At 70.7% G+C, this 18,623-nt stretch carries 15 protein-coding genes, 1 tRNA gene and 2 pseudogenes; 6 read left to right on the plus strand and 12 right to left on the minus strand.

Annotated elements, in window-relative coordinates:
* Nucleotides 1-25: 25 nt before the first annotated feature.
* On the minus strand, nt 26-535 hold the full coding sequence (locus tag ACZ7OO_RS35515; RefSeq protein ID WP_471511483.1) for a DUF309 domain-containing protein: 510 nt from the start codon (nt 533-535) through the stop codon (nt 26-28).
* A gap of 123 nt (nt 536-658) precedes the next feature.
* Between ACZ7OO_RS35515 and ACZ7OO_RS35520 the strand changes: the two genes are divergently transcribed.
* Nucleotides 659-732, plus strand: a tRNA-Pro gene (locus ACZ7OO_RS35520).
* A gap of 92 nt (nt 733-824) precedes the next feature.
* Here ACZ7OO_RS35520 and ACZ7OO_RS35525 read toward each other — a convergent pair.
* From ACZ7OO_RS35525 to glyA, 5 genes are read right to left on the minus strand one after another with little or no spacing between them, the layout of a single operon-like run.
* The gene (locus tag ACZ7OO_RS35525) at nt 825-1,445 is read right to left on the minus strand and encodes a sarcosine oxidase subunit gamma (RefSeq protein WP_471511330.1); all 621 of its coding nucleotides are present in this window, start codon (nt 1,443-1,445) and stop codon (nt 825-827) included.
* Nucleotides 1,438-4,269: a sarcosine oxidase subunit alpha family protein gene (locus ACZ7OO_RS35530; protein ID WP_471511332.1), complete on the minus strand. Its 2,832-nt coding sequence runs from the start codon at nt 4,267-4,269 to the stop codon at nt 1,438-1,440. The genes ACZ7OO_RS35525 and ACZ7OO_RS35530 overlap by 8 nt, the downstream gene beginning before the upstream one ends.
* Nucleotides 4,266-4,565 carry a sarcosine oxidase subunit delta gene (locus tag ACZ7OO_RS35535; RefSeq protein ID WP_471511334.1) on the minus strand — a complete coding sequence of 100 codons (300 nt, stop codon included), beginning with the start codon at nt 4,563-4,565 and terminating at the stop codon, nt 4,266-4,268. The genes ACZ7OO_RS35530 and ACZ7OO_RS35535 overlap by 4 nt, the downstream gene beginning before the upstream one ends.
* A 10-nt stretch (nt 4,566-4,575) precedes the next feature.
* Nucleotides 4,576-5,796 (minus strand): sarcosine oxidase subunit beta family protein, encoded by a 1,221-nt coding sequence (locus tag ACZ7OO_RS35540; RefSeq protein ID WP_471511336.1) that lies wholly within the window; start codon nt 5,794-5,796, stop codon nt 4,576-4,578.
* Entirely contained in the window at nt 5,793-7,091 is a 1,299-nt protein-coding gene (glyA, locus tag ACZ7OO_RS35545; protein ID WP_471511338.1) for a serine hydroxymethyltransferase, read from the minus strand. Before glyA ends, ACZ7OO_RS35540 begins: the two co-directional genes overlap by 4 nt.
* A 106-nt stretch (nt 7,092-7,197) precedes the next feature.
* On the opposite strand from glyA, the gene ACZ7OO_RS35550 reads away from it, so the two are divergent.
* Complete coding sequence (locus ACZ7OO_RS35550) at nt 7,198-7,893, plus strand: GntR family transcriptional regulator (RefSeq protein ID WP_471511340.1); 696 nt, start codon at nt 7,198-7,200, stop codon at nt 7,891-7,893.
* 269 nt (nt 7,894-8,162) lie between these two features.
* Here ACZ7OO_RS35550 and ACZ7OO_RS35555 read toward each other — a convergent pair.
* Nucleotides 8,163-8,384: pseudogene (locus tag ACZ7OO_RS35555) on the minus strand (hypothetical protein); the annotation flags it as partial.
* Here ACZ7OO_RS35555 and ACZ7OO_RS35560 point away from each other — a divergent pair.
* The 4 genes and pseudogenes from ACZ7OO_RS35560 to ACZ7OO_RS35575 form a co-directional block, all read left to right on the plus strand.
* A complete protein-coding gene (locus tag ACZ7OO_RS35560; RefSeq protein ID WP_471511342.1) occupies nt 8,352-8,984 on the plus strand; it encodes a PfkB family carbohydrate kinase in 633 nt (210 codons plus the stop codon). The pseudogene ACZ7OO_RS35555 and the gene ACZ7OO_RS35560 sit on opposite strands and share 33 nt — an antisense overlap.
* A 135-nt stretch (nt 8,985-9,119) precedes the next feature.
* On the plus strand, nt 9,120-10,937 hold the full coding sequence (locus tag ACZ7OO_RS35565; RefSeq protein ID WP_471511344.1) for an ABC transporter ATP-binding protein: 1,818 nt from the start codon (nt 9,120-9,122) through the stop codon (nt 10,935-10,937).
* Between the two features lie 83 nt (nt 10,938-11,020).
* Nucleotides 11,021-11,689, plus strand: a complete 669-nt coding sequence (locus ACZ7OO_RS35570; RefSeq protein ID WP_471511345.1) for an NUDIX domain-containing protein — start codon at nt 11,021-11,023, stop codon at nt 11,687-11,689.
* A gap of 52 nt (nt 11,690-11,741) precedes the next feature.
* Nucleotides 11,742-11,879: pseudogene (locus ACZ7OO_RS35575) on the plus strand (aldo/keto reductase); the annotation flags it as partial.
* Here ACZ7OO_RS35575 and ACZ7OO_RS35580 read toward each other — a convergent pair.
* From ACZ7OO_RS35580 to ACZ7OO_RS35600, 5 genes are read right to left on the minus strand one after another with little or no spacing between them, the layout of a single operon-like run.
* Complete coding sequence (locus tag ACZ7OO_RS35580) at nt 11,873-13,882, minus strand: beta-galactosidase (RefSeq protein ID WP_471511347.1); 2,010 nt, start codon at nt 13,880-13,882, stop codon at nt 11,873-11,875. The pseudogene ACZ7OO_RS35575 and the gene ACZ7OO_RS35580 sit on opposite strands and share 7 nt — an antisense overlap.
* Nucleotides 13,879-15,201, minus strand: a complete 1,323-nt coding sequence (locus tag ACZ7OO_RS35585) for a glycoside hydrolase family 36 protein (RefSeq protein WP_471511349.1) — start codon at nt 15,199-15,201, stop codon at nt 13,879-13,881. Before ACZ7OO_RS35585 ends, ACZ7OO_RS35580 begins: the two co-directional genes overlap by 4 nt.
* A gap of 26 nt (nt 15,202-15,227) precedes the next feature.
* Complete coding sequence (locus ACZ7OO_RS35590; RefSeq protein ID WP_471511351.1) at nt 15,228-16,115, minus strand: carbohydrate ABC transporter permease; 888 nt, start codon at nt 16,113-16,115, stop codon at nt 15,228-15,230.
* The gene (locus ACZ7OO_RS35595) at nt 16,112-17,092 is read right to left on the minus strand and encodes a carbohydrate ABC transporter permease (protein ID WP_471511353.1); all 981 of its coding nucleotides are present in this window, start codon (nt 17,090-17,092) and stop codon (nt 16,112-16,114) included. Before ACZ7OO_RS35595 ends, ACZ7OO_RS35590 begins: the two co-directional genes overlap by 4 nt.
* Before the next feature lie 9 nt (nt 17,093-17,101).
* Nucleotides 17,102-18,415, minus strand: a complete 1,314-nt coding sequence (locus ACZ7OO_RS35600) for an ABC transporter substrate-binding protein (RefSeq protein ID WP_471511355.1) — start codon at nt 18,413-18,415, stop codon at nt 17,102-17,104.
* Nucleotides 18,416-18,623 lie beyond the last annotated feature (208 nt).

Below are 18,623 nucleotides of genomic sequence, written 5' to 3' on the forward strand. Positions count from 1 at the left end.
ACTGACAGCGCGGGTCACCCCGGTGCTACCGGGTGCCGCGCAGCCGGGGTGCTTCGTCCCCCGCCTCGACGCTCCCGGCACCGCTCTCCACCCGCCCGGCCAGCTCCCGCGCCCACTCGGCGAGCCCGTCGAGCTCCATCCCGTACGGCCGCCGGACCCCGCTGCCGGCCGCCCACTCCCCGACCGCGCCCGCGCCGCGCCGCAGCAGCCGCGCCCCGCCGGCCACGTTCCCGCGAGCCGCGTGCGTGAGCCCCACGGCCAGCTGGGCCAGCCCCCGCCACAGCGTCCGCTCCTCCTCGGGCCCGGACTTCCAGGCGTCCTCGAACACCTCGTGCGCATGGAAGGGCTTACCGGCGTCCAGCAGCGCCTGCGCCTCGGCGACGGTCTCGTCCGGAGTCCGTACGACCCCCTCGGCCTGCCGCTCGACGCCCGGCGCGCCGTACGGCAGCGGCCGCCCCAGCCCGTCCCGCGGCCGTGCGCTGCGCGCCCGCCCCTCGGTGTCCCGGTCCCGTGCCCCTGCCCCGGCGTTTCCCATACGGCCCATACGATCGATTGTCCCCCCGCCCCACGCCCTCCCCACGCCCTCTTTCGGCGCGCCCGGGGACGTGGGGTAAAGTAACGTCCGCGTGATCACGCGGGTCACCGCGAGTGAGCGCACCGGGACGTGGCGCAGCTTGGTAGCGCACTTGACTGGGGGTCAAGGGGTCGCAGGTTCAAATCCTGTCGTCCCGACGGTGCGAAGGGTCTTCGCAGGCGAGAGCCTGTGGGGGCCCTTCGTCTGTGTGGATCGCCTCCGGGTTCGCCGTGCAGCATGCCGCTCATCCTCACGGCACCTCCCGGCCGCGGTACTCGCTCATCGCGTCGATCAGCCAGCGCGCCAGGTAGTCGGCGAACGAGGACCGTGGGAAGAGCCGGTACGTCGGCTCGTCGTCGACCTGCCAGAGCAGGACCGCGACCGGGCCCACCGTGGTCGACGCCGCCCGGCCGGGGCCGAAGGCCCGGGGGTGCAGATCGAGCGGGCAGCCCTTCTCCAGCACCTGTCGGGCGGACGGTCCGGTCAGCTCCAGGGTGGTGCGGTTCGCCGAGACGTCCACGACCGAGCCCGGGTCCGCTCCGAGTGCCTCCCGCAACTCAGCGGCCACAGTGGTGGAATCGGCCCGGGACAGCACGAGCCATTCGTCGGGGCCGAGCCAGACGACCGTGTGAGGGCCGGACGCGGTGGTGTGGCCGCACTGCCGCGGAAGGGGTGCCCCCAGGGTCTTCGCGATGCGGTCGGCCGCTTCGGAAGCGGGGTCGACGCGCAGGTTCACCATGGTGAGGAAGGGCCACTCGGTCAGCGCGACGCCCCGAGCGCCGGTGACGGTGGCGGCGCGCATCCGTTCCTCCAGGTGCGCCAGGGGGCTGGTGCGCAGCGCCACCGGGCCGGAGCCGGTCCACTCAGCCATCTCGCTTGGTCCCTTCGGGGTCGTAGAGGACGAAGTCGGTCACCTCGACGGGCACCAGGTCCTCGCCCACCGGGGCGAGCAGGGTCTCGCCGATCCTCGCCCGCCCGTCGGCGACGAGAGCGAGGGCGAAGGGGCGGCCGAGGGCCGGGCTGTGGTAGCTGGAGGTGACATGGCCGAGCATCGGGACGGGCACCGTCTCCAGAGAGGTGTCCGCCGCGACGAGCTGGGTGCCCTCGGGCAGCCGGGTCGTGCGGTCGCTCGGCAGCAGGCCGACCAGTTGCTTGCGGTCGGTACGGGAGGTGTCGGTGCGGGAATAGGACCGCTTGCCGATGAAGTCCTTCTGCTTCGAGACCACCCAGGACATGCCGGCGTCCTGCGGGGTGACCGTGCCGTCCGTGTCCTGGCCGACGATGACGTAGCCCTTCTCGGCGCGCAGCACGTGCATGGTCTCGGTGCCGTACGGGGTGATGCCGTACGGCCGGCCCACCGCGTACACCTCCTCCCAGACCGCGAGCCCGTACCAGGCGGAGACGTTGATCTCGTAGGCGAGTTCGCCGGAGAAGGAGATCCGGCAGATACGGGCCGGAACGCCGGACGCCAGGGTGGTCTCGCGGAAGGCCATGAACGGGAAGGCCTCGTTCGACAGGTCGACGTCGGGGGCGAGATGGGCGACGACCTCGCGGGACCGGGGGCCGACGACCGCGATCGTCGCCCACTGCTCGGTCACCGAGGTGCAGTGGACGTCGAGTTCGGGCCACTCGGTCTGCAGCCACTCCTCCAGCCAGTCCAGGACACCGGCCGCACCGCCGGTCGTGGTGGTCATGAAGTAACGGTTCTCGTCGAGGCGCAGCGTCACACCGTCGTCGAAGATCATGCCGTCGGGCTTGCACATCACGCCGTAGCGGGCCGTGCCGGGCTTCAGCTTCTTGAAGGCGTTCGTATAGACGCGGTCGAGGAACTCACCCGCGTCCGCGCCCCGGATCTCGATCTTGCCGAGGGTGGAGGCGTCCATGAACGCCACCCCCTCACGCGCGGCACGGCACTCGCGGGCCACGGCCGTGTCCATGTCCTCGCCGGGCCGCGGGTAGTACCGGGGACGCTTCCACTGCCCCACGTCCTCGAACACCGCCCCGTTCGCCACGTGCCAGCCGTGGACGGACGTCGTGCGCTCCGGGTCGAACAGCTCGCCGCGCTCCCGTCCGGCCAGGGCGGCGAACGCCACTGGTGTGTACGGCGCCCGGTAGGCCGTGGTGCCGATCTCCCCCAGGGAACCGTCCAGCGCCTCCGCGATCACACCGATGGCGTTGACGCCGGAGGTCTTGCCCTGGTCGTTCGCCGTGCCGAGCGAGGTGTAGCGCTTGACGTGCTCGACTCCGCGCATGCCGGCGCCGGTGGAGCGCCAGACGTCGGCGACGGTGACATCGCGCTGGAGGTCGACGAAGTGGCTGTCCCAGCTGCCGGGTTCGCCGTCGGACGCGGGGACCACCCACAGTGCGCGCGTGGGGCCCGGGTCCTGGGCAGGGGGCAACGGGGGAACGGGCACCGGGAATCCGGCGTCCGTCGCGGCCCGCGCACCGGCCCGTGTCCCTTCGGCCACACAGCCGTCGAGGTCGTACGTCCCCCGGGCCGCACCGACGACCTGCTGGTCCCGTACCGTGCCGTCGGGTACGAAGGCGACCAGGTCCTCGTCCCAGCGCAGCCGGCCCTGGCGTTGGCTGTGCAGATGCACCACCGGGCTCCAGCCGCCCGAGACGGCGAGCAGCTCACAGTCGAACGACTCGGCGGCGCCGCTGAGCCGACCGTTCGCGTCGAGGGCCTGGACGGTGACGCCGGTGAGCCGTCGCTCGCCCGCGGTGGAGACCACCGCGCTGCCCGTGAGCACCCGCACACCAGTGGCCACGGCGACCTCGGCGGCCCGCGGGGACAGCTCGGGGCGTGCGTCCACGACGGCGGCGATGTCGGTCCCGGCCGCGTACAGATCGGCGACCGTGTCATAGGCGCTGTCGTTGGTGGTGCTCACGACGACCCGTGAACCCGGCACCACCGCATACCGGGTGAGGTACGTGCGTACGGCCCCGGCGAGCATCACCCCGGGCCGGTCGTTGCCGGCGAAGACCAGCGGACGCTCATGGGCACCGGTCGCCAGGACCACCTGGCGGGCCCGGATGTGCCACAGCCGCTGGCGGGAGACACCTTCGGGGGCATCGGGTCCGAGGTGGTCGGTGCGGCGCTGGAGGGCGAGCAGGTAGTTGTCGTCGTAGGAGCCGAACACCGTGGTGCGCCGGAGTACGACGGCCTCGGGGGAGGCGCCGAGTGCCGCGCGCACCTCAGCACCCCCTGAGAACAGCGAACCGCCCGGCTCGGGCTGGTCGTCGACGAGGATCACCCGGGCGCCGGAGCCGGCCGCAGCGGCGGCGGCCGCGAGCCCGGCAGGGCCGGCACCGACGACCAGCACGTCCGTGTGCACGTACTTCTTGTCGTAGACGGCCGAGTCGGGCGTCGGGTCGAGCCGGCCCATCCCGGACAGCGTGGTGGCGGACAGGCCGTCGTACAGCTCGACCGTCGTGGCCGGCAGCATGCCCTCCGAGCATGAACCGTCCACCTGCAAAAGGGCGTTGGGCTCCTCGACCCCCGCGGAGACGATGCCGCGCGGGCGACCTCGGTAGATCGACGGGGCCACCTCGACGAGACCGTTGGCCAGCATCGCCGAGGCGACGGTGTCTCCGGGATGCCCGGTCAACTCCCTTCCGTCGACGGTGAACCGCAGCACGCGGCCACGGTCGATACGGCCCCCTTGCGGCAGCCGGAATCGCTGGTCGGTCATCGGTCGTTCCCTCCGGCCTGGGGCAGTTCGGGTCGGGGCTCGTCGAGCCGGTAGGCGGCGAGCACCTCGTAAGTGACGGTGTCGCGCAGGACGTTGAACCAGCGGCGGCAGCCGGTGCTGTGCATCCACCGTTCGGCGAAGGGCCCCTTGGGGTTGGCGCGGTAGAAGACGTACTCGGCCCACTGCTGGTCGGTGAGGTCGGCGGGGGAACCGGGGTAGGGGACATGGGCCTGTCCGCCGTAGCGGTACTCGGTCTCGTCACGGGGACCGCACCACGGGCAGCTGATCAGCAGCACGACGTCCTCCTCAGTGGGCCACGGCTGCTGCGCCGTGTTCGTCGATCAACGCGCCCGTCGTGAAGCGTTCGAGGGCGAAGGGGGCGTTCAGCGGGTGCGGTTCGCCGGTGGCGATGGTGTGCGCGAAGGTCCAGCCGGCGGCCGGGGTGGCCTTGAACCCGCCGGTGCCCCAGCCGCAGTTGACGTAGAGGTTCCCGACGGGGGTGGTGCCGATGATCGGGGAGGCGTCCGGGGTGACGTCGACGATGCCGCCCCAGGTCCGCAGCACATGCGCACGGGCGAAGATCGGGAACAGCTCGACGGCGGCGGCCATCTGCTGCTCGATCACGTGGAAGGAGCCGCGCTGCCCGTACCCGTTGTACGAGTCGACGCCGGCACCCATCACCAGCTCGCCCTTGTGGGCCTGGGAGACATAGACGTGCACGTGGTTCGACATGACGACGGTCGGGTGCACCGGCTCGTGCAGTTCGGAGACGAGGGCCTGGAGCGGGTGGGACTGCACGGGCAACCGGAAGCCGGCCCGCTCGGCCAGCACACTGCTGTGCCCGGCGGACGCGAGGCCGACCCGCCCGGCGAGGATGCGGCCGCGGCTGGTCTCGACGCCCACGACCCGGTCGCCGTCCTGGAGGAAACCGGTGACCTCGCAACCCTGGATCAGGTCGACGCCCAGCTCGTCGGCGCGGCGGGCCAGCGCCCAGGCGACGTGGTCGTGCTTGGCGATGCCGGCCCGGGGCTGGAAGGTGCCGCCGAGGACCGGATAACGGGTGTGCGGCGAGACGTTGAGGATGGGGCAGACCTCGGCGATCTCGTCCGGTTCGAGCCACTGGGCGTCGACCCCGTTGAGGCGGTTGGCGTTGACGCGGCGCACGCCCTCGCGGACGTCCTGGAGGGTGTGCGCGAGGTTGAGGACGCCGCGCTGGCTGAACAGGAAGTCGTAGTCCAGTTCCTCGGGGAGCCCCTCCCACAGCTTGAGTGCGTACTCGTAGATCGCCGCGCTCTCGTCCCACAGGTAGTTGGAGCGGATGATCGTGGTGTTGCGCGCCATGTTGCCGCCGGCCAGCCAGCCCTTCTCCAGGACGGCCACATCGGTGATGCCGTGGTTCTTGGCGAGGTAGTAGGCGGTGGCCAGGCCATGGCCGCCCGCGCCGACGATGACGACGTCGTACGAGCGCTTCGGCTCGGGCGTGCGCCACAGGAAGTCCGGGTGTTCGGGCAGCGGTTCGGCGGTCATGCCGCAGCCCCCTGGACGTAGAGGGGGAAGGCGTCGGCGAGCTTCTGGACCCGGGCGCGCAGTTCGGCGTCGGGCTGTTCGCCCTTGAGGGCCTCGGCGATGATGTCGGCGACCTCCCGGAACTCCGTCGCCCCGAAGCCCCGGGTGGCCAGGGCCGGGGTGCCGATCCGCAGCCCCGAGGACACCATCGGCGGACGTGGGTCGAAGGGCACCGCGTTGCGGTTGACGGTGATGCCGATGCGGTGCAGCCGGTCCTCGGCCTGGCGCCCGTCGAGCGCGGAGTCGCGCAGGTCGACGAGGACCAGGTGGACTTCGGTGCCGCCGGTCAGCACGGTGATCCCGGCCTCGGCGACGTCGTCGGCCAGCAGCCGTCCGGCGAGGACGCGCGCGCCCTCCAGGGTGCGCCGCTGGCGCTCCCTGAACTCCTCGCCCGCAGCCACCTTGAAGGCCACCGCCTTCGCCGCGATGACATGCTCCAGCGGGCCGCCCTGCTGGCCCGGGAACACCGCGGAGTTGATCTTCTTGGCCAGGTCGGCACGGCTGAGGATCACACCGCCGCGCGGGCCGCCCAGGGTCTTGTGGGTGGTGGTCGTGACGACGTCGGCGTACGGCACGGGGTTCGGGTGCAGGCCCGCGGCGACCAGCCCGGCGAAGTGCGCCATGTCCACCATCAGATACGCGCCCACGGCGTCGGCGATCCGCCGGAAGGCCGCGAAGTCCAGCTGCCTCGGGTACGCCGACCAGCCGGCGACGATCATCCTTGGCCGGTGCGTGAGGGCGAGTTGTTCGACCTCGTCCATGTCGATGCGCAGGTCGGACCCGCGCACGTGGTACGGCACGACGTCGTACAGCTTGCCGGAGTAGTTGAGGCGCATGCCGTGGGTCAGGTGACCGCCGTGCGCCAGATCGAGGCCGAGGATCGTGTCCCCGGGGTCGAGCAGCGCGAACATCGCGGCCGCGTTGGCCTGGGCGCCCGAGTGGGGCTGCACGTTCGCGGCCTCGGCGCCGAACAGTTCCTTCACCCGGGCGATGGCCAACCGCTCGATGACGTCGACGTGTTCGCAGCCGCCGTAGTAGCGGCGGCCCGGGTAGCCCTCGGCGTACTTGTTGGTCAGCACCGAGCCCTGGGCCTCCATGACGGCGGCCGGGGCGAAGTTCTCCGAGGCGATCATCTCGAGGGTGGACTGCTGACGGTGCAGCTCGGCGGCGATCGCGGCGGCGACGTCGGGGTCGAGTTCGCCGAGCGGGAGGGAGAGGGAGGAGGCGAGCGTGGTGGTCGACGGGGTCGTTGCCATCTGTGCACCATCCTGGGAGCCAGTTAATGAGCGACTAATGAGCAACTGATATATCAGCCTGTGCGGTAAGGTATGGGAGCTCGCCGGACAGGTCAAGGGGGCATCCATGCAGCAGGCGGCGGCCGATCCCGGAGGCCGGGAGTCCAGGGGCGGGGAGCCCGGGGACGAGGAGCTGTCCCTCGCCGAGCGCGCCTATCGCGCCATCCGCGACCAGCTCGTCATGCTCGACATCCGCCCGGGCGCGCCGATCAACGAGGAGCAGCTGGCGCAGTCCCTCGGCGTCGGACGGACCCCGGTGCGCGAGGCGCTCAAGCGACTCCAGTACGAGCGCCTGATCACGACCTATCCCCGGCGCGGCACCTTCGCCACCGACGTCAACATCACCGACCTGGCCCATATCTCCGAGGTGCGCCTGGAGCTGGAGCCGCTGGCCGCCGCCCAGGCCGCGCGGCGCGCCACGGCCACGGACCGGGCGAGGCTGACCGCTCTGCGGCGGGAGCTGGAGAGCGTGGACTCCGGCGGGCGCGACGCCGCCGAGTTGATGCGCCTGGACCTCCAGGTCCACCGCGCCGTCTACGCGGCCACGCGCAACCCGTACCTGGAGGACACCCTTGTCCGCCACGACAACCTGGCCACCCGTATCTGGTGCCTGTTCGTGGACCGGCTGTCCGACATGGCGGGCCATGTCGACGAGCACGGACCGTTGATCGAGGCGATCGTCGCCGGTGACCCCGACCGGGCGGCACGGCTCGCCCGCAGCCACGTCGAGGGCTTCGAGCGGGCCGTTCGCGCGGCGATCTGAGCGCCGCACGACCGGCGGCTCCCGGTTCCGGCCGTCAGCGTGCGGCGCCCCGCGACTCCTCCCGGCGCGGACGGAGTCCTCGGTGAGCTGGGCGATCGTGTACCGGACGCAGCGCGGCGCTGAGTCTGCCGGCGGCCGAGCGGGTGGAGCGGTGCAAGTGGTTGGCCGCGGCGGCTACGGCGTTGCCGCCTGCGCAGTGGTTTCTGATCGGCGCTCCCGGCGAACGGCAGGCCGTAGTGGAGCAGATGGGCTCCGCTGTACGTCGTTCCCGTCGCCCTGTCCCGGTAGCGCGCCGCCGGGTCCAGTCCCCGCAGCCGAAGCCGGTCGGGGCGGCCGGGCAGCAGCGGGGCCCCGTCCAGACGGTCGGTGCCGAGCGCGGCGACGAGGGTGACGCGCCCACCGTCCTCGCCCGGGCCCGCAAGGAGCTGGGACCCGACCGGCCGCTGGGAGCCGGCACCGTGCTGACCGCCGCCGACGCCCGGGCCGCCCACCGCGCGGGCGCCGCCTTCGTGGTCACCCCCGGCCTGGGCGCCGGCGCCGACACCGCGCTGCAACTCGGCATGCCGGTCCTGGCGGGCGTGCTGACCCCCACCGACGTCATCGCCGCGCAAGCCCGGGGCGCGGCCGCGCTGAAGCTCTTCCCCGCCGCCGAGGCCGGGGGAGCGGCCTACCTGAAGGCGTTGCGCGGCCCGTTCCCCGACGCCGTGCTCGTCCCGGTGGGTGGCGTCGACGTCCCCGCCGCCCGGGCCCACCTGGCCGCCGGGGCGACCGCCGTCGGCGTCGGCGGCGCCCGGGCCGTCACGGCCGTCACCGCGAACAGCGTCCGCACGGTGCCCGCGCTGCGTACGACGGTGGTGGAACCCGTGCGAGCGGGCGATGCGTTCGCGGCGGGCTTCCTGGCCGGGCTGCTGCGCGGCGAGACGACGGTCCGTGCCCTGCGGCTCGGCCACATCACCGCGGTCTCCGCGCTCAAGGTGACGGGGGATCACGGGCCCCTGCCCGACACGGCGGAGACCGAGCGACTCCTCGGCCTGCCGGACGCGGACCGGGAGCGGTGCGAGGACCGGATCGACCGCGTGTTCGCACAGTAGCCGCCGTCCGGAAAACACGTGGACTCAGTGACCGTCGTCACGGCACACTTCCCTTTCCTGACCTGCCGATTCCAGGCCGCCGCGGAGATGCGGCGGCCGACTCGGCACGCCGTGCGACGACTACACAGGGTTGAGATGACATCCTCTGTCGATTTACCTGCGAACGGTCCGCGCAAGGGCGCCGTCCTGCTCGCACTCCGCTTCTACGGACGGGAACTGGCCCGACTCAAGTGGCTCACGCTGCCCGCGATGCTGCTGCCGGCGCTCGGCAACATCGGAATCAACTACCTGGCACCGCTGGTCGTGGCCAAGCTGGTCGGCCGGATCGCCGACGGCCACGGCCTGAGCCTCGGCACCACACTGCCGTACGTCCTCGCTTTCGCCGGTGTCCTGCTGCTGGCGGAGACGCTCTGGCGGATCGGTCTGCACGCCCTGAACCGCCTGGACGCCCTCGGTATCGAGCAGCTGTACGTCATCGGCATGAACGAACTGTTCGCGAAGGACGCAGCGTTCTTCCACGACAACTTCGCGGGCTCGCTCACCAAGCGGGTGCTGAGCTTCGCCACCCGCTTCGAGGAGTTCGGCGACACGCTCACCTTCAACATCGTGGGCAGCTTCGTGCCGCTGGCGTTCGGGTCGGTGGTGCTGTGGCGCTACCAGCCGCTTCTCGTCGTCGCGCTCCTTGCGATGATCGCGGTGACGGCGGTGTGCGTGCTGCCGCTGATCCGCCGCCGGCAGCGGCTGGTCGACCAGCGGGAGGAGGCGATCGCCCGGGTGTCGGGGCATGTCGCCGACAGCCTGATGAACATGGACACGGTCCGGGCGTTCGCCGCCGAGGAGCGGGAGGCCGCCGAACACCGGTCCCGGGTCGCCGAATCGCGGCGGCGCACCCTGCGCTCCTGGGACTACGGCAACCTGCGCATCGACACCTTCGTCGCGCCGATGTCCGTCGCGACCAACGCGCTGGGTCTGCTGCTCGCGGTGGCGCTGGCCGGCGGCGGGCACAGCGTGGAGGCCGTCGTGGTCGCCTTCACCTACTACACCAACGCCACCCGGATCATGTTCGAGTTCAACCAGATCTACCGGCGCATGGAGAGCTCCATGACGGAGGCGGCCCAGTTCACCGAACTGCTCCTGGAGCCGCCGACCGTGCTCGATCCGGTGACCCCGGAACCGCTCGCGCCCCGGGCCGCCGACGTCCGCTTCGAGAAGGTCTCCTTCACCCACGCGGGTGCCAAACCGCTTTTCGAAGGGCTTGAGCTGGACGTCCCCAGCGGCTCGAAGTTCGGTTTCGTCGGCCGGTCGGGCGGCGGCAAGACCACGCTCACCCGGCTGCTGCTGCGGATGACCGACATCGACGCCGGACGGATCACGATCGGCGGCCAGGACATCAGCCGGCTGCGCCAGGCCGACCTGCGCAGCCAGATCGCCTACGTACCGCAGGACCCGGCGATGTTCCACCGCACCCTGAGGGACAACATCGCCTTCGCCCGGCCCGACGCCACCGACGCCGAGATCAGGCTCGCCGCCGAGGCGGCCCACGTCACGGAGTTCGCCGACGCGCTGCCGGACGGCTTCGACACGATGGTCGGCGAGCGTGGCGTCAAGCTCTCCGGCGGCCAGCGCCAGCGGGTCGCCCTGGCCCGGGCGATTCTGCGGGACGCCCCGATCCTGCTCCTGGACGAGGCGACCAGCGCGCTGGACTCCGAGAGCGAGATGCTGGTCCAGGAGGCGCTGTGGCGGCTCATGGAGGGGCGTACGGCACTGGTGGTGGCGCACCGGCTGAGCACGGTCGCCTCCATGGACCGGCTCGTGGTCCTGGACCGCGGCCGGATCGTCGAGCAGGGCACGCACCACGAACTGCTGGCCGCCGAGGGCGCCTACGCCAAGCTGTGGCAGCACCAGTCGGGCGGCTTCCTCGACGAGGGCCCGGCGCGGGCCGAAGTGCACTAGCGGGACGCCTGCCGGACACGGGCGGGTGGTAGACAGGTGATCATGAGTGACCTGAACGCCCCCGTCCGCCCGGCCGGTGCCCGATGACCGCCGGAGTCGACACCCCCGACCGCCGGGGCCGCACCGGACTCGACCGTACCGGCCTGGACGTGACCGGCAACCCGCGCGTGAGGGTCCGGGAGGTGAAACTGCTGTCCAGCCACTGGTACGTCGAGCGGGCCACCACCTTCGACTACCAGCACGCCGACGGCACCTGGCGCACCGAGGAACGCGAGACCCACGACCGCGGCAACGGCGCCACGCTCCTCCTCTACGACGCCGAGCGCGAAACCGTCCTGCTCACCCGCCAGTTCCGCTTCCCGGTGTACGTCAACGGCCACCCCGACGGCATGCTGATCGAGACCCCGGCGGGCCTCCTGGACGCCGAGGACGAGCACCCGGAACACGCGGTCCGCCGCGAGGTCGTCGAGGAGACCGGCCACACGGTCGGCGACGTCCAGCACGTCTTCGACGTCTACATGAGCCCCGGCTCGGTCACCGAACGGATCTCCTTCTACGCGGCCGCCTACACCCCCTCCACCCGCACCCACGAGGGCGGCGGCCTGGACGAGGAGGGCGAGGACATCGAGATCCTCGAACTCCCCTTCCGCCAGGCCCTGCAGATGATCCGCACCGGCGAGATCGCCGACGCCAAGACGATCATGCTGCTCCAGTGGGCGGCACTGGACGGCCCGTTCGCGGCACAGCGCTGATGCGCTCGAGGCCCTTGACCTGAAGCGCACTTCAAGCTGAAGACTCCCCCACGCCTGGCTGCTGGCCGGGCCGCTGCCGGTCGTCCCGCTGGCCAGGGTGTCGTCGGTGGCCCAGCTGGAGGAGAACCTCGCCGCCGTGGACCTGGAGCTGACCCCCGACCAGCGGGCCCGCCTGGACGCGGCTCACTGACCGCGCGGCTCCCGTACGACGGCGATCTCGCCCGGGGCCACGGTGACCGTGCCGTCGGCCGGCTTCCCGGACAGCAGCTCCACCGATCCCGCCGCCACCGCGACCTCGGCGCCCTGTCCGGCGTGGTCGATCACGAACACGTAGTCCGCGTCCGTACCGCGCCGCAGGGTGACCTCCACGCCCGCCGGTGCGGTGCGGCCCGCGGCCACGCCCGCTTCCGTACCGATCCGGTCGAGCAGCCCCGCGAGGGTCTCCGCGTCGGGCAGGGTCGCCAGGTACCAGGCGCTGCCCGTGCCGTACGCGTGCCGTGTCACCGCGGGGACACCCGACAGCGGGCCGTCGGCGTACGACATGACCACCTCGGCGCCCTCCGGCCGCACCCGCTCCGACCAGAGCGAGCCCGTGCCGCCCCCGCTCAGCCGCACCCGCTCATCCGGCAGCAGCGGGAACAGCTCGTCCGTGCGGACGCCCAGCACGTCGCGGAACGCGCCCGGGTAACCACCCAGCCGGACATGGCTGTTCTCGTCCACCATGCCGCTGTGGAAGCCGACGGCGAGGGTGCCGCCTGCCTCGGCGAAGGACGTCAGGCTGGCCGCGCCCGCGTCGTCCACCAGGTACAGGCTCGGCGCCAGGACCACCCGGTAGGCCGACAGATCGGCGTCCGGGCGGACGAAGTCCACGGCCACCCCCGCCCGCCACAGCGGCTCGTACCAGGCGCGGACGACGTCCAGGTAGCGCAGTTCGCCGCTCGGCTGGGAGGGGAACTCCACCGCCCAGCGGGCGTCCCAGTCCCAGACCACGGCCACCTCGGCGGTGCCGGTGCTGCCCCGCACCTCCGCCAACGCCCGCAGATCCGCGCCCAGTCGGACCACGTCCCGCCAGATCTGGCTGTCGGTCCCGGCATGGGGCAGCATCGCCGAGTGCCACTGCTCGGCGCCCGCCTTCGCCGCCCGCCACTGGAAGTAGCAGATGCCGTCCGCGCCGTGCGCCACATGCGCGAGCGCGTTGCGGCGCAATTCACCAGGAGCCTTCGCCCGGTTGACGGGCTGCCAGTTCACCGCACCCGTCGAGTGCTCCATCAGCAGCCAGGGGCCGCCCGCAAGCGACCGCATCACGTCACCGCTGAGCGCGATGTCGATCTCCGACTCCGGGTCCGTGGACATCAGATAGTGGTCGTTGGCCACCACGTCCAGCTCCGGTGCCCAGCGCCAGTAGTCGAGGGCGTCGAAGTTGTGCATCACCATGAAGTTGGTGGTGGCGGGGATCGACGGGGCCGCCTCCCGGAGCACGTCACGCTCCGCCCTGTACAGCGACAGCAGCTCGTCCGAGCAGAACCGGCGCCAGTCCAGCTGGTGCGTCGGGTTGGGTACGGCACCGGTCGCGCGGGGCGGCAGGATCTCGTCCCAGTCGTAGTACCACTGGCTCCAGAAGGTGGTGCCCCAGGCGGCGTTGAGGGCGGCCAGGTCGTCGGCGTACTTCGCGCGCAGCCAGCGGCGGAAGGACTCCGCGCTGGTGTCGCAGTAGCAGGCCGCGTTGTGGCAGCCGTACTCGTTGTGGACGTGCCACATCTTCACGGCCGGGTGGCTCGCGTACCGTCCGGCGATGGCGCCCGCGATCCTGAGCGCGGCCTCGCGGTAGGCGGGGCTGCTCGGGCAGAACGTCTGCCGGCTGCCGTACGACAGGGTGCGGCCGTCGTGGTCCACCGGGAGCGCCTCGGGGTGGGCGCGGAAGAACCAGGCCGGGGGAGCGGCCGTCGGGGTGGCGAGGTCGGCGGCGATGCCGTTCTCGTGGAGGAGGTCGAGGATCCTGTCCATCCGTGAGAAGTCGTGGACACCCTCGGACGGCTCCATCAACGCCCACGAGAAGATTCCGACGCTCACCATGTTGACGCCTGCCTCGCGCATCAGACGGACGTCCTCGGCCCACACCTCCTCGGGCCACTGCTCGGGGTTGTAGTCGCCGCCGTAGGCGATGCCCGGGACGGAGAGGGTGCGGTCGGTCATCGGTGGACTCCGGTTGCTCCGGTGAGAAGGCGGCGGGTCGTGTCCACGCCCCACGGGTCGAGGGAGAGCAGCCGGTCGCTGGAGGCGACCAGGCCGCCGACGGCCTCCACATGGGCCGCCCAGCGGGCGCGGGTCTCCACGGCGGGGCGGGCCATCAGACAGTCGGGGTCGTTGATCCAGAGCCGGCCGTGCTGCCACTGGCGGCCGACGCCGGTGAACTCGGCCGGGTCCTGGCCCGGCTGGCTGTAGTCATCGGCCTCGGGGCGGCGGTGCGGGGCCGTGTCGGGGCTGACCCGCATGGCGTCGAACAGGCCGATGGAGGGCAGGATCGGCGCCCCGCAGCCCAGCAGATAGGCGTCCGCGCCGATCGCCTCGCGGATCAGGGCGATCCCGAGGCGGTACGCCGTGAGCGGGTCCGCGCCCGAGTGCCGTACGCCGTCCATCGCGCCCGCGTAGAGGAAGTCGACCTTGAAGTAGTCGTATCCCTCGGCGCGCAGCGTCGCGAAGACGTCGGTGAGGTAGGCCGCGGCGGCTGGGTGGGTGGTGTCCAGGACGTACAGGTCGTGGCCCCAGTTGCGGCCCGCGTGCAGCGGGTTGCCGTCGGGGTCGCGGACCAGCCAGTCCGGGTACGTCTCGGCGAGGGCGCTCGCCGGGTCGACCAGGAAGGGCGCCGTCCAGATGCCCGCCCGGCGGCCGCGGGCGCGGATGGCGTCCGCGATGCCCCGCCGGCAGCGGAAGCGGCCGGAGAGGTTCAGCCAGTCGCCCAGGGCGCTCTGGTAGCCGTCGTCGATCTGCACCACGTCGATCGGCAGGTCGAGGGTGTCCATCGCCCGCAGGTTCTCGTGGATGTCGTCCTCGGTGACGGCCGTGAAGTACTCGTACCAGGAGCACCAGACGGTGGGTGCCGGGCGGGGGGCCGGCAGGGCCAGGGAGTCCGCCCACCCGGCCAGCGCGGACTGGATGTCCGCGCCGGTCCACTCCTTGACCGTGCCGTCCGCCTCGATCTCGGCGGCGCCGCCCGTGACGGTCAGCCGGACCGACGGCACCTCGTGCAGCGGGTTCGTCGCCGCCCAGACGCGGACCGGGGAGCCGTCGCCCGGGTCGAGCGCCAGCAGGCCCTCGCCCTGGAAGGCCCCGGCGGGCACACTGCGGCCGGGGCGGTAACACACGGTCGCCCAGTTGTCGTTCCTCGGGCGGTGCGGGGCGGCGCCGAGAGCGTAGGAGCCGCTCGGTGACCAGGACTGCCAGCCCTCCTCGTGGACACGGGCGGTGCGCGTGTCCACGGGCAAGGAGGCGACCGGGGTGAACGGGTTGTGCACGGGGTTCTCTTTCAGAGGGGGCCGGATCAGCCCTTGGCGGAGCCCAGGGTCAGACCGCTGACGAACTGCTTCTGGAGCGCGAAGTACACGACCAGCGTCGGGATCGCGGTGAGCAGGGAACCGGCGGCGACCAGGTTCGGGTCGGTGAAGTACTGGCCGGAGAGGTTGTTCAGCGCCGAGGTGATCGGCATGTTCTCTCCGGTCGAGATCAGCACCAGCGCCCAGAAGAAGTCGTTGTAGATCCAGATCGACAACAGGGTCGCCAGGGCCGCCATCGCCGGCCGGCACAGCGGCAGCGTGATCTGCCAGTACAGCCGCCACACCGACGCGCCGTCCACCAGCGCGGCCTCGGTCAGCTCGTGCGGCAGCGACCGCATGTAGTTGCTGAGCACGAACGCGCAGAACCCGGACTGGAACGCCACATGGATCAGCACCAGGCCGAGCGCCGAGTCGTACAGCTTGCCGCTCGCGGTGATGCCCGGCAGGTTCGTCAGCAGGTACATCCGGTACAGCGGGGTGATGATGACCTGCTGCGGCAGCAGGTTGCCCGCCGTGAACACCAGCAGCAGCGCCAGGTTGAGCCGGAAGTCGAAGCGGCTGACGTAGAACGCGACCATCGACGACAGGAACAGCGTGATCAGCACGGCCGGGACCGCGATGATCACTGTGTTCATGAAGTAGTGGGTCATGTCCGACTGCGTGAACGCGTTCTTGAAGTTGTCGAAGTTCAGCGTGTGCGGCCAGGACACGTAACCGCGGTCGCTGGTCTCGCTGTACGGGCGCAGCGCCGAGAAGATCGCCCACAGCAGCGGGGCGAGCCACGCCAGCGCCGTGAGGGCGAGGAACACGTGCAGCAGGACGCGGGCCGGACGGATCGGGGTGCGCTGCTTGGCCAGCGCGCTCACGGTGCTCATGCGCGCCGCTCCTTCCGGAAGGTCGCGATCAGATACGGGATGATCACGATCAGCGAGATGACCAGCAGGACCACCGCGATCGCCGAGCCGTAACCGATGCGGCTGGACTCGCCGATGATGTTGTTGGTCACCAGGATGGAGAGCAACTCGGTGCCCTGGGCGCCCTTGTTGAAGACGAAGACCAGGTCGAAGGCGCGCAGCGCCTCGATGATGGTGACGACCAGGACGACCGTGTTGGTCGGCCGCAGGGTCGGGAAGATGACGTTCTTGAACGTCTGCCACTCGTTGGCGCCGTCGAGGGCCGAGGCCTCGCGCAGCGACGGGTCGACGCTCTTCAGGCCGGCCAGGTACAGGATCATCATGTAGCCGGCGTGCCGCCAGGACGCGGCGATCAGCACCGCCCACAGATTGAGCTTCGGGTCGCCGATCCAGTCGATGTAGTGGCCCGGCTTGTTGGCGCCGATGATGCTGTTGATCAGGCCCGTGTCCGGGTTGTAGATCAGCTGCCAGACGAACCCGATGCACGCCATGGAGATGACGACCGGCAGGAAGAACGCCGTCTGGTAGACCCGGGTGAACCGGATCCTCTTGTCCAACTGCACGGCCAGGAACAGGCCGAACGGCGTCGGGATCAGGATGAGGACGACGAACCAGATGACGTTGTGCTGGACGGCGGGCCAGAACTGCGGGTTGTCGCTGAAGAGTTGCTGGAAGTTGTCGAACCCGACCCATTTGATGGAGTCGAAGCCGATGCCGTCCCAGGTGGTGAAGGCCAGCAGGATCGAGGCGAGTGCGGTCACCCAGACGAGGAGGACATGGAGGATCGTCGGCACGCCGGCCATGAAGGCGAGCGTGATCCGGTCGCGGCGGGTCAGCAGGCGCTTGTGCCCCTGCCGGACCCGCTTCTTTTCGGACGCGCGCCCAGGAGGCGGCACGGCGGCCGCCTCCTGGGACTTCGTGGTGGTGTCAGTCATCACTCAGCAGGCTCACTCGGACGCGAAGATGGTCTTCTTCTGGCGCTCGATCGACGAGAGCAGACTGTCGACGCCCTTCGGATTCTGCAGGAACTTCTGCAGGGCGGGCTGCATCACCGTGGAGGTGAAGTCCGGCCGGGAGTCGCGGTCCATGAACTGGGTGAGGCTCTTGGCGCTGCTGATCATGTCGTACGCCTTCTTCTGCAGGGCGGAGTACGACGAAGTGTCCGCCTTGGAGGAGGCGGCGACCACACTGGAGTCGGCCTTGAGGTAGATCTGCTCCGCCGCGGGGGTGCCGAGGTACTCCATCAGCTTGAAGGCGCCGGTCTTGTTCTTTGGGGCCTTGCTGACCATGTAGCCGTCGGTGGGCGCCTCGACGGTGTCCTGGCCGTACGCGGAGTTGATCTCCGGGAAGGCGAAGAAGTCGAGGTCGTCCAGGTCGGCCTTGTTGGTGAACTGCTGGGCCACGAACGAGCCCAGGAGATACATGCCGGCCTTCTTGGAGACCAGGGACTGCGCGGCGTCCTGCCAGGTGCGGCCCATGAAGCCGTCCTGGTGGTAGGGGAGGATCTCGGACCAGTGGTCGAAGACGGTCTTGACCTTGGCGTCGGTCCAGGCGGCCTTGCCACCCATCAGGTCGACGTGGAAGTCGTAGCCGTTGATGCGGAAGTTGAGCTGGTCGAAGGTGCCCATCGCCGGCCAGGCGTCCTTGTCGCCGAACGCGATCGGGACCAGGCCGTCCTTCTTCATCTGCTTGCACAGCGCCACGAAGTCGTCCCAGGTGGTGGGGACCTTGTAGCCGTGCTGCTGGAAGACGCTCTTGCGGTAGAAGATCGCCCAGGGGTAGGTGTCCAGCGGCACGAAGTAGTACTTGCCGTCCTCCCCCTTGCTGAGCTTCTTCATGGCGTCGGGGAAGTTGTCGCCGATCTTGTCCCAGACCTCGTCGAGCGGGGTGGCGAGGCCCTTCTTCGCGAAGAACTGCATCCGGTACCCGGCGAACCAGTTGAACACGTCGTCCGGCGTGCCCTGGAGGTAGGAGTTGATCTGCTCCTGGAAGGTGTTGTGATCCTTCGTGTTGACATTGACCGTGATGCCCGACTGCTTCTTGAAGGTCGCGTACATCTCCGCGTAGGCCTTCTTCGGCACGGCGTCCGAGCCGTTGGAGCCAAGGGTGACCGTCTTCGGGTCGGAGGAGGACCCGCTGCCGCCGCAGGCGGACAGCAGGGGTATGCCGGCACCGGCGAGGAGGGCGGCCGAACCGGCACCGCGCAGGACGTTACGGCGGCTCGGACCCGGCACGTGAAGACCGGACGGGGAGATGCGCATGGCGGCTCCTGAGGAACAGGGTTCGGCAAGGGGAAGAGTTGATCTTCGAAAGGTCCCGAAACCGATCAGAAACCAACTCGGCCGAACATCGTGGGCGCAATAACAGCCGCTTGTCCCGTCATGCGTCAATAGCCTGCGGCTCTCTCACCCGTCTCTTGCCCGAAACGTAATCGACATGGTCGCCTGCCGGTTTGTTGAACGGAGCCGT

The organism is Streptomyces sp. NPDC111744 (assembly GCF_055634995.1).